Origin of the sequence: Cyanobium sp. Cruz-8D1, from assembly GCF_024345975.1 — a bacterium.
GTDB lineage: Bacteria > Cyanobacteriota > Cyanobacteriia > PCC-6307 > Cyanobiaceae > Cyanobium.
Genome location: NZ_JAGQCD010000002.1, coordinates 172,077 through 181,189, shown reverse-complemented (window position 1 = coordinate 181,189; position 9,113 = coordinate 172,077). Strand labels below are relative to the sequence as shown.

General features: G+C 72.7%; 14 protein-coding genes. 6 read left to right on the top strand and 8 right to left on the bottom strand.

Features of this window, described 5'->3' with window-relative positions:
- Positions 1-414, bottom strand: coding sequence for a hypothetical protein (locus KBZ33_RS02370; RefSeq protein ID WP_254949926.1), 414 nt, complete (start codon positions 412-414; stop codon positions 1-3).
- Positions 415-494: 80 nt separating this feature from the next.
- Here KBZ33_RS02370 and KBZ33_RS02365 point away from each other — a divergent pair, with 80 nt between their 5' ends.
- From KBZ33_RS02365 to KBZ33_RS02355, 3 genes are read left to right on the top strand one after another with little or no spacing between them, the layout of a single operon-like run.
- Positions 495-1,349, top strand: coding sequence for an MOSC domain-containing protein (locus KBZ33_RS02365; RefSeq protein WP_254949927.1), 855 nt, complete (start codon positions 495-497; stop codon positions 1,347-1,349).
- 56 nt (positions 1,350-1,405) lie between these two features.
- Complete coding sequence (gene moaD, locus KBZ33_RS02360) at positions 1,406-1,690, top strand: molybdopterin converting factor subunit 1 (RefSeq protein WP_254949929.1); 285 nt, start codon at positions 1,406-1,408, stop codon at positions 1,688-1,690.
- A 3-nt stretch (positions 1,691-1,693) separates the two neighbouring features.
- On the top strand, positions 1,694-2,155 hold the full coding sequence (locus tag KBZ33_RS02355) for a molybdenum cofactor biosynthesis protein MoaE (RefSeq protein WP_254949931.1): 462 nt from the start codon (positions 1,694-1,696) through the stop codon (positions 2,153-2,155).
- A gap of 113 nt (positions 2,156-2,268) precedes the next feature.
- Here KBZ33_RS02355 and KBZ33_RS02350 read toward each other — a convergent pair whose 3' ends face one another.
- Positions 2,269-2,673, bottom strand: a complete 405-nt coding sequence (locus KBZ33_RS02350) for a PIN domain-containing protein (protein WP_254949932.1) — start codon at positions 2,671-2,673, stop codon at positions 2,269-2,271.
- On the bottom strand, positions 2,670-2,900 hold the full coding sequence (locus tag KBZ33_RS02345; protein WP_254949933.1) for a hypothetical protein: 231 nt from the start codon (positions 2,898-2,900) through the stop codon (positions 2,670-2,672). The genes KBZ33_RS02350 and KBZ33_RS02345 overlap by 4 nt, the downstream gene beginning before the upstream one ends.
- 172 nt (positions 2,901-3,072) lie before the next feature.
- Here KBZ33_RS02345 and KBZ33_RS02340 point away from each other — a divergent pair, with 172 nt between their 5' ends.
- Positions 3,073-3,654, top strand: coding sequence for a pyridoxamine 5'-phosphate oxidase family protein (locus tag KBZ33_RS02340; RefSeq protein ID WP_254949941.1), 582 nt, complete (start codon positions 3,073-3,075; stop codon positions 3,652-3,654).
- 1 nt (position 3,655) lies between these two features.
- Here KBZ33_RS02340 and KBZ33_RS02335 read toward each other — a convergent pair whose 3' ends face one another.
- Genes KBZ33_RS02335 through KBZ33_RS02320 form a run of 4 tightly spaced genes read right to left on the bottom strand, consistent with a single transcriptional unit; the run spans position 3,656 to position 6,918 of the window.
- On the bottom strand, positions 3,656-4,897 hold the full coding sequence (locus KBZ33_RS02335; protein WP_254949943.1) for a molybdopterin molybdotransferase MoeA: 1,242 nt from the start codon (positions 4,895-4,897) through the stop codon (positions 3,656-3,658).
- Positions 4,890-5,405 carry a cyclic pyranopterin monophosphate synthase MoaC gene (gene moaC, locus KBZ33_RS02330; protein ID WP_254950218.1) on the bottom strand — a complete coding sequence of 172 codons (516 nt, stop codon included), beginning with the start codon at positions 5,403-5,405 and terminating at the stop codon, positions 4,890-4,892. The genes KBZ33_RS02335 and moaC overlap by 8 nt, the downstream gene beginning before the upstream one ends.
- Before the next feature lie 59 nt (positions 5,406-5,464).
- The gene (gene cobA / locus KBZ33_RS02325) at positions 5,465-6,274 is read right to left on the bottom strand and encodes a uroporphyrinogen-III C-methyltransferase (RefSeq protein WP_254949945.1); all 810 of its coding nucleotides are present in this window, start codon (positions 6,272-6,274) and stop codon (positions 5,465-5,467) included.
- Positions 6,271-6,918, bottom strand: coding sequence for a CbiX/SirB N-terminal domain-containing protein (locus KBZ33_RS02320; RefSeq protein ID WP_254949947.1), 648 nt, complete (start codon positions 6,916-6,918; stop codon positions 6,271-6,273). Before KBZ33_RS02320 ends, cobA begins: the two co-directional genes overlap by 4 nt.
- A gap of 40 nt (positions 6,919-6,958) precedes the next feature.
- Between KBZ33_RS02320 and KBZ33_RS02315 the strand changes: the two genes are divergently transcribed.
- The gene (locus tag KBZ33_RS02315) at positions 6,959-8,122 is read left to right on the top strand and encodes an anthranilate phosphoribosyltransferase (RefSeq protein WP_254949949.1); all 1,164 of its coding nucleotides are present in this window, start codon (positions 6,959-6,961) and stop codon (positions 8,120-8,122) included.
- Here the strand turns inward: KBZ33_RS02315 and KBZ33_RS02310 are convergent.
- On the bottom strand, positions 8,067-8,825 hold the full coding sequence (locus tag KBZ33_RS02310) for a type 1 glutamine amidotransferase (protein ID WP_254949951.1): 759 nt from the start codon (positions 8,823-8,825) through the stop codon (positions 8,067-8,069). The two genes, KBZ33_RS02315 and KBZ33_RS02310, sit on opposite strands and share 56 nt — an antisense overlap.
- A 63-nt stretch (positions 8,826-8,888) precedes the next feature.
- Here KBZ33_RS02310 and KBZ33_RS02305 point away from each other — a divergent pair, with 63 nt between their 5' ends.
- A complete protein-coding gene (locus KBZ33_RS02305; protein WP_254949953.1) occupies positions 8,889-9,110 on the top strand; it encodes a hypothetical protein in 222 nt (73 codons plus the stop codon).
- The last annotated feature ends 3 nt before the right edge of the window (positions 9,111-9,113 follow it).

Here is a 9,113-nt window from a genome sequence, read left to right as displayed (position 1 = left end):
TCACGGAAACGTGGGGCCGCTGCCGAGCAGCTCCACCTCCGGATCGTCCCGGAAGATGGCCAGCAACTCCCCGTGCAGGGCCGCCGCCCAGGGGGCCGTGTCGATGAAGCCGAACCGCCGCCAGTTCCAGATCCGCGCGGCGCTGGCCCCATCGGTGCAGCAGAACTCAGCCCGATCCCCTTCGCTGGGGAGGCTGTAGACGCAGACCCCGAAACGGAAGGGAGTTCCGGCCAGCTCCAGCCACCAGCCCCAGTCTTCGCAGCAGACGAAGGGCACGTCCCGGCCCAGGCGCCGCAGCTTCTCCTGCAGATAGAGGGCCAGGGCTCTGCCCACCAGCCCCTCATTCACCCTCTCCTCGGCTTCGCCGGGCAGCAGCGGGAATTGGGCGGACCGCAGGTGGATGAACTCCTTCATGGCCCCAGCCAACGGATCCAGGCTGACCCTGGGCGGACGGTAGGTCCTGCTACCGGAGCTGGCCCGTCTCCGCCCGCAGAGTGGACGGGCCACAACGGGTCAAGGGCGTGCAGGAGCTGGTGGGGACGGTGCAGACGCTGTGGCGCTACCCGGTCAAATCGATGCTCGGGGACTCCCCCCAGCGGCTGGATGTGGAGGCCCGCGGCATCCGGGGCGATCGGGCCTACGCCCTGTGGGACCACGCCAGCGGCCGGGTGGCCAGCGCCAAGAACCCGCGCCTCTGGAGGGATCTGCTCGACTATCGCGCCCGCTTTCGCGAGGAGCCAACGCCGTCCGCGCCCCTGCCAGCGGTCCTGATCGGCCCGCGTCAGGAGGACGGTACCGCCGAGCTCTGCAGCGATGACGCCGATGTCGGCGCCTTCTTCAGCGAGCTGTTCGGGCGCCGGGTGAGCCTGCTCGACACCCCCCCCGACAGCGCCAGCCTCGACCAGTACTGGCCGCCGGTGGAAGGTCGCGCCTTCCAGGACGCAACCAACGCCCTGGAGTTACCTGCGGGCACCTTCTTCGACGCCTGCCCCATCCACGCCATCAGCACCGCCACCCTGGAGCGGCTGCGGCAGCTCGAACCCCAGCTCGATTTCGCCGTCGAACGGTTCCGCCCCAACCTGCTGATCCGCACGCCGGAAGGGGCCGAAGGCTTCGTGGAAGAGGCCTGGAGCGGCGGCTGTCTGCAGATCGGCGAGCAGCTGGTGTTGCGGGTCGATGGCGGCTGCCCCCGCTGCGTCGTCACCACCCTGGCCCAGGGCGCCCTGGGCGAAGACCTGGAGATCCTGCGCGCCACCGCCCGTCACAACGGCGTGGTGGCCGGCATCCGCCTCAGCGTGGTGACCCCCGGCCCGGTGGCGGTGGGCGATCCGGTGCGGCTGCTGGCCTGAGCCGCCGCGAAACCCCATGACCCAGAGTCACGCTTTGATCGTTGCGCCACCGTCCCTTGGTCGCCCCTTCTCCAGACCACTCCACCCCGGTGCGGGTGCGGCTGTTCGCCGCCCTGCGGGAGCGGGCCGGCTGGGGTGAACGCCTGATCCCCCTCGAGACCAGCCTCACCAGCGCCGCCGATCTCTGGCACCAGCTGGCCCTGGACGACGGCCCCGCGGCAGGCGCCAGTGACCTCCCGCCCAGCATCCGCGTCGCCATCAACCAGGCTTTCGCCACCCCCGACACCCCCCTGCGCCCCGGCGACGAGGTGGCCTTCCTGCCCCCGATCACCGGAGGCTGAGCGATGCCGACCCCCAGCCCAGGACACCCCATCGCGGTGCAGCTGCTAGAGACACGCTTCCAGCCGCTGGAGCTGCTGGCCGCCTGGCAGCGCGGCCTGGGCCCAGCCGCCCCGGCCGCGGAAAGCCACTTCATCGGCCGCGTGCGCCCCACCACCGCCAGCGGCGAGCCCCTCGAGGCCCTGGAACTCGAGCACTACCCCGGCATGAGCGAGGCCCAGCTGCGAACCATCGCCGAGGCCTGCGGGGCGTGCCACGGGGCGGGCGCGGTGCTGGTCGCGCACCGGGTGGGGCGGGTGCGGCCGGGGGAAGCCATCGTGCTGGTGGCCGTCCAGGCCGACCGCCGCGGTCCCGCCCTGCGCTGCGTCCAGGAGCTGCTGGAGGATCTCAAGCACCACGCTCCCTTCTGGAAACGGGAGTGGAGCGGCGGCCGCGGCACCTGGGTGGCCGGAAACACCCCCCTCTGAGTGGGCGGGCGATGCCGCAGCGGGGGGGTATCGGCCGTCTCTGGGGTGGGGGCGGCCTCAGGGGGCACGTCCACCACTTGGCGTTCACCACGGCGGCGAAGTGGGTTCATCGTTCAGAGAGGGCGTTCGAGCCGCTGCAGGCGCAGCTCGCTCACGGAGGCGATGGCCTCGAAGTCGGCATCGAAGCTCACCAGCACAGCGTTGTGATGCAGGGCCACGGCGGCGACCAGGAGATCAAGGCTCAGCACGGTACGGCCGACCTGGCGGCAGGCCTGGCCGAGAGTGATCGCCCGTTCCCACAGATCCGCAGGGGTCTGGAGGGACGGCAGAACGGCGAACTGGGCCTCCAGCTGCTGGGCCTCCTGCGGCCTTGCTGAGCGCAGCACTTCGAAGCGCACCGGTTCCGCCAGGTGCGTGGTGGGATCGAGCACGTAGGGAGCAATGAACTGCTTCAACACCAACGGGCTGCGGGCCCGGGTGAAGTCGATCCACAGGCTGCTGTCGAGCAGCAGGGTCATGGGGCCAGCCCCAGATCGCGCTGGCAGTCGCGCTCCTGGTCAGCCTCGAAGGTTTCCAGTTCGACGCCCCACGCGCCGCTGATGAACCTTTGGGCGATCAAGGCGCGGCGGCGAAGCTGCAACGCTTCCTCCATAAGCCGTCGGATGGCGGGGCCCTTCTTCCGCTCGCCGGTGAGATCAAGGATTTCAGCCATCTCTTTCTCTGAAAGCTCAACGGTCACTTTCATGGTCTCGCCACTCGGACGTCAGACTCTGGGGTCAGCATGGCACCGGTCGTCCCTGGGGGACCTCCCGGCGGCCAGCTGGAGCGGCCGGTTCCTTGTGATCCATGGGCTGGGCCGCCCGCACCAGCCCGGAAGCTGCCGGAGGATCTCTTCCACCACCACCTGCCCCCGTCCCATGGGCCAGTCCAGCGACGCCCTCACGGCCGACCACATCGCCTTCATCGCCACCCAGAAGCTCTTCTTCGTCGGCACCGCCACCGCGGACAGCACGGTCAACGTGTCCCCCAAGGGGCGGGATGCGCTGCGGGTGCTCGATGAGCGCCGCGTGATCTGGCTCAACCTCACCGGCAGCGGCAACGAAACCGCCGCCCACGTGCAGGCGTTCCCGCGCATGACCCTGATGTTCTGCGCCTTCGAGGGCCCGCCCCAGATCCTGCGGCTCTACGGCACTGCCCGCACCATCCAGTACGGCGAGGAGTGCGGCGAGGACGGCTGGGCGGCGCTCTACGGCCTGTTCGAGCCCCTGGCCGGCGCTCGCCAGATCTTTGATCTGGCCATCGAACGGGTCCAGACCTCCTGCGGCATGGCGGTGCCCACGTACGCCTACGGGGGGGATCGCACCGCCCTCGACAGCTGGGCCCGCCGCAAGGGGCCCGAGGGCCTGGAGCGCTACTGGCAGCGCAAGAACCGCCGCAGCATCGACGGCCTGAGCGCCCCGATCCCCGCCCCCAGGCCCGCCGGCGACGGCACGCCCTGACTCAGAGCAGGGGCAGCCGCAGCAGCTGGGCCCACAGCTCCGCGCCGGCCTCCAGGGCACCCGCCTCGGCGGGGATCTCCAGCAGCAGATCGGCCCCCTGCAGCGAACCGAGGCGGGAGGAAGCCTGGCTCCCCTCCACCAGCGCCAGCAGGACACCGTCGCCATCCACCTGCAAGCGGGCCCGGGCCAGTTCGGGCCGGCCGGCACCCCGTTTCAGCGCCGCCGCCAGACGCACCTTCAGCCGCGGCAGCAGCAGCACCTCGCCCCCCTCCAGCCGTTGCAGGGCCGGCCACAGCAGCTGCAGGGCCGTGATCGCCGCGGCCACCGGGTTGCCGGGCAGGCCGAAGAAGGGCCGCGGCCCCAGCCGCCCGAAGGCGAAGGGTCGGCCGGGCTTGAGGAACAACTTCCAGAAGCCCACCTCCCCCAGCTCGGCCAGCAGGGGCCGGATCCAGTCGCTGTCTCCGGCCGACACCCCGCCAGTGCTCACCACCACGTCGCAGCCGCTGGCCAGCTCCAGCAGCGCCCGATGCAGGGCGGCCGGATCGTCGGCCACCACCCGCTGCTCGGTGACGGGATAGCCGAGCCGCGCCAGCAGGGCCCGCAGCAGGGTGCCGTTGCTCTCCCAGATCTGGCCCGGCCCCCGCGCCGCGCCGGCCGCCACCAGCTCATCACCGCTGATCAGCAGCCCCAGCCGGGGCTGGGCGCTCACCAGCAGCGTCGCCACACCGCAGCTGGCGAGCCGACCCAGGGCAGCAGGCCCCAGGCGCACGCCGGCGAGCAGCAATGCGTCGCCGGCGGCAGCCTCCTCCTCAGGGGCGCGGATCCAGGGGTTGGGCCCCGCCTCCCCGGTGAGCACCAGGCTGTCGGCGCCAGGATCGGGGGTCACCAGCTCCTGGGGCAGCACCCGCTGGGCCCCCTCCGGCAGGGGGGCGCCGGTGAGGATCCGGATCGCTTCCCCCGCCACCAGCACCGTTCCGTAGGGGGCCCCGGGGGCGGAACGGCCCACCAGACGCCAGCGGCGGCCCGCGCCGGGGGGCTCGGCTTCGGCGATGGCATAACCATCCATGATCGAGGCCCGGAATCCCGGCACGGCCTCGGGAGCCCGCACCGGCTCGGCGCTCACCCGGCCCAGGCACTGCGCAAGGGGCAGCCGCTCACGGCCCGCCAGCGGCGTGAGCGCCGCCAGCACCAAGCGGCGCGCCTCCTCCAGGGGCAGGCCTTCGCGGGGGAACGGCTCAGCCATCGGACTCACCGGCTGGACCCTGGGCATCGGGGTACACCCAAGGGCCCCGGCGCCCCCCTTCCTTGCGCAACAGCCGCACCGGGCCGATGGTCATGGCTGGATCGGCCGACTTGACCATGTCGTAGAGGGTCAGCAGGCCCACCTGCACCGCCGTCAGCGCCTCCATCTCCACGCCGGTGGATCCGTTGGTGCGGGCGCTGGCCTGCAGCCGCAGGCCGCTGCCATCGGCGCTGGGCTCGATCAGCACCTCCAGGCCCGTGAGGGCGATCGGGTGGCACAGGGGGATCAGCTCCCAGGTGCGCTTGGCGCCCTGGATCGCCGCCACCCGGGCCACCGCCAGCACGTCCCCCTTGGCCGCCCGACCCTCCAGCACCAGGGCCAGCACCTCGGGCACCATGGTGATGTGGCCCTCGGCCACGGCGCGGCGGTCGCTGGCGGGCCGGTCGCCCACCTCCACCATGTGCACCTGACCGGCGGCGTTGAGATGGGAAAGGCCTGGCTGGCTCATGCCGGGGCTGATGGGATCGGGCAAGGCACCAGCATGGCGCCCGTCCCGGCTGGGGTGGCTCAGAAGGGGATCGGCATCGCCACATCGGCGGGCGACGGCGCACAGGACGGCACCCGCTCCTCCACCACCGCGCCCACCACCACGATCGATGGCGAGGCGAACGCCTCGGCCTCCACCCGGTCGGCCAGCACGGCCAGGGTGGCCACCAGCTGCCGCTGGCCCCGCACGGTGCCCTGCTGGATCACGGCGGCGGGGGTGGTTGGCGGCAGGCCCCCGGCGATCAGCTCCGCGATGATGTGGCGCAGGTTGTGCAGGCCCATGTAGATCACCAGGCCGTCGCTGCTGCGGGCCAGGCCGCGCCAGTCGACGCCTGGACGGCGCTTGTCGATCTCCTCATGGCCCGTCACGAAGGTGACGCTCGAACCCGCCCGCCGGTGGGTGACCGGAATGCCGGCGTAGGCGGGGGCGGCGATGCCGGCCGTGACCCCGGGCACCACCTGCACCGGGATCCCATGGGCCGCCAGGTGCGCCGCCTCCTCACCGCCGCGGCCGAACAGGAACGGATCGCCGCCCTTGAGGCGCACGATCAGCCTGCGGCGGCCGGCCAGTTCGCGCAGCACGGCGTTGGTGCTGGGCTGGGGCACCGAATGGTGGCCGCGGCGCTTGCCCACGAAATGGCGCTCGCACCCCTCTGGCACCAGATCCAGCAGGGCGGTGGGCACCAGGGAGTCGTAGACGAGGGCGTCGCACTGCTGCAGCAGCCGGTGGGCCCGCAGGGTGAGCAGGTCGGGATCGCCGGGGCCGGCCCCCACCAGATACACCGTCCCGGGGCCGTCGTTCGCCACCGGGGCCAGGGTCGCGTCCGTCATGGCAGCGCCATCAGCGCCTCCAGCAGCACGGCCCGGAACCGGGGCCGCTGCAGCAACGGCACGCCCAGCGGCGACGGCAGGGCGTCGGTGAGCCGGTTGGCCGCCAGGGCCAGGGGCAGGGCGGGGCCAGGCAGGGGCAGCGGAGCGTCCGCGGGGTTGGGGGCAGTGTATGGAGTGGCGCGGCAGCGGCCACCGGTGACAGCCTCGAGGTGGGCCAGGAACGCCGCCCCCAGCGGCCCCTCCAGGGGGTGATGCAACAGCCAGGGCCCATCCCCTGCGGGCGCGTCAGCCGGCGCCTTCAGGGCCGCCAGCTCGGCGGCCAGGGCCCCCTGCCAGGCGGGCCAGGAGCCCAGAAACGGCAGGCTCCGCAACGGCCCGCACTGGCGGCAACGGGCGGCGATCCGCGGCACGTCCCGGCGCACATGGCTGCCGGGCAGGAGGAACAGGGGCACCAGCAGCAGGGGGGTTGCGCTGCTGCTGGCCGGCAGGGCCGGGGGTTCGCCTGCGGTGAGCGCTTCCAGTCCCACAGGCGCCCCACGACCCTCTTCCAGCTGACGGGCCAGGTCCTGCAGTTCGGCGGGGATCAGGCCACCGGCACGGCCATGCACCACCAGCAGAAGGGGGCTTGCGATGATCCGGCGCATACCCCTCAGCCTAGGGATCACCCTATGGAGGCCGCCGCGCATGTCGACGCTGAGCCCGGGGGGCGAATGGACACCGCAGCGGCGTCAGCAGCACGGGGACGCCCTGGGGCCCGACCGCTGCCGCTGCCGCGAGCTGATCGCCGCCCTGGGCAGCGGCGAACGCAGCGGCCGGGCCCTGAGCCGGGCCGAGGCCAGCGAAGCCCTCGATCTCCTGCTCAACGGTCGCTGCACGGACGCCCAGGCGGGTGCCTTCCTGATCGCCCATCGCCTGCGGCGTCCTGAGCCCCAGGAGCTGGCCGGCCTGCTGGACAGCTACCGGCAGCGGGGACCCCGGCTGGCGACGACGCCGCGGCGGGTGCTCAGTTTCGGGGTGCCCTTCGATGGCCGCAGCCGTTCCGCCCCGCTGCTGCCCCTGGTGGCCCTGCTGCTGGTGACGGCCGGCGTCGGGGTGGTGCTGCATGGCGGCGGCCCGATGCCCGTGAAGTACGGCTTCACCACGGCCGAGGCCCTGGCCGCCCTCGACCTTGACCGCCGCGGCCTGGCCTGGAGCGCGGTGAACCGCCGCTTCGCCCAGGAAGGGCTGGCCCTGATGCACCAGCCGGCGCACTTCCCGGCCGCCGAGCGGCTGGTGCCGGTGCGGGAGCAGATCGGCAAGCGCCCGCCGATCGCCACCCTCGAATTGCTGTGGAGCTGCCACGACGGGCCCCATCTGCAGGTCAGCGGCTTCGTCCATGCCCCCACCGAACGGCTGGCCCGCGAGGCGCTCGCCGCCACCGGCCAGCACGAACTGCTGCTGATCAAGGGGATGGAGGGGGGCGTGGAACTGCCCACCAACCGGGTGGCCATCGCCTCCCACCGCCAGGCGGGAGCGGGGGGAGACTCTGAACGGCTGATCCTGCGGGCCCGCGACCACGGCCTGGGGGCGCCCGAGGTGCCGCTGGAGAGCGTGGCGCAGTGGCAGGGCCAGGCCCGGGAGGCCCTGGCCGCCTCGGGGCCCCTGGCGGCGGGGCTGATCTGGAACGCTGGCTTCCTGCTCTGGCGGGCCGGAATCAGCGAGAGCCTCCAGGCGGGGCTGACCCTGGCGGAGCGGCTGCTGGAGGATGGGGCGGTGGAGCAGCGGCGCCGCCAACTGGCCGACGGGCTCGCGCTCACAGCAGGGGATAGCCCCCCAGCAGGGCACTGGCCCGATCCAGCAGGTTGTTGATCAGCCGTCGCCCCTGGCGCTCCCCCTGCTCCCCCCAGCGGGCCTGGCCGGCCCGCACCTGCTCGACCCCGTCCGGCCCGAGCGCCAACCGCACGTAGTCGCCGTCCTCATCGAGCCAGGTCTGCAGGGCGGCGTCCGTCACCTCCACGTGGAACTGGAGCCCATGGGCGTGGTGGCCGATCCGGAACAGCTGCTCGGCGCAAAGGGGCGTTGACCCCAGCAGGGTGGCCGCGGCGGGCAGCCGGATCCGATCGCCGTGCCAATGCAACACCGGTATGGCATCCCCGAGCCCGGCGAGCACCGGTTCCTGCCCCTGCGCCCGGGTCCAGGTCACCGGTCCCCAGCCCACCTCGTAGGCGCGCACGGGGGGCTCCCCCGCCATCAGCGGCACCACCTGGCCGCCGGCGGCGACGGCCAGCAGCTGGGCCCCCAGGCACAGGCCGATCACCGGGCGCTCGCACGCCAGGCACTCCCGCAGCAGGGCCACCTCCCCCGCCAGCCAGGGGAACGACGGCGAGCCGATGTCAGCGACGCCCATCGGTCCGCCCAGCACCAGCAGGGCCTGGTCGGGGCCAAGCCGGGGCAGGGGCTCCCCCCGGTCGGGCCGGCACACCGTCAGCGTCCAGCCCCGGCGGCTCACCTCCTCGGCGAAGCGACCCGGGCCTTCCCGCTCCAGGTGCTGGAGCACCACCAGGTGGGTCATGGGTGGGCAGGACAGCGTTGGGAGCCCCAGCATGGGGGGGTCCGTCGGTTCAGGCCAGGATCCATGCGCAGTGATCCGAGCCTCGGCCAACTGTTGGCGCTGTTGATCAGCTCGGTCGGTCTGGGTTACGCGATCTACGGCAAGAAGCAGGCCCACGCGGTAGCCCTGGGCTGTGGGGTGCTCCTGATGGTGATCCCCTACGGCCTCAGCAACCTTGCCGTCCTGCTGATCGTGGCGCTGCTGCTGATGGTGCTTCCCTTTCTTCTGAGCCGTTTCCTCGCCTGAACC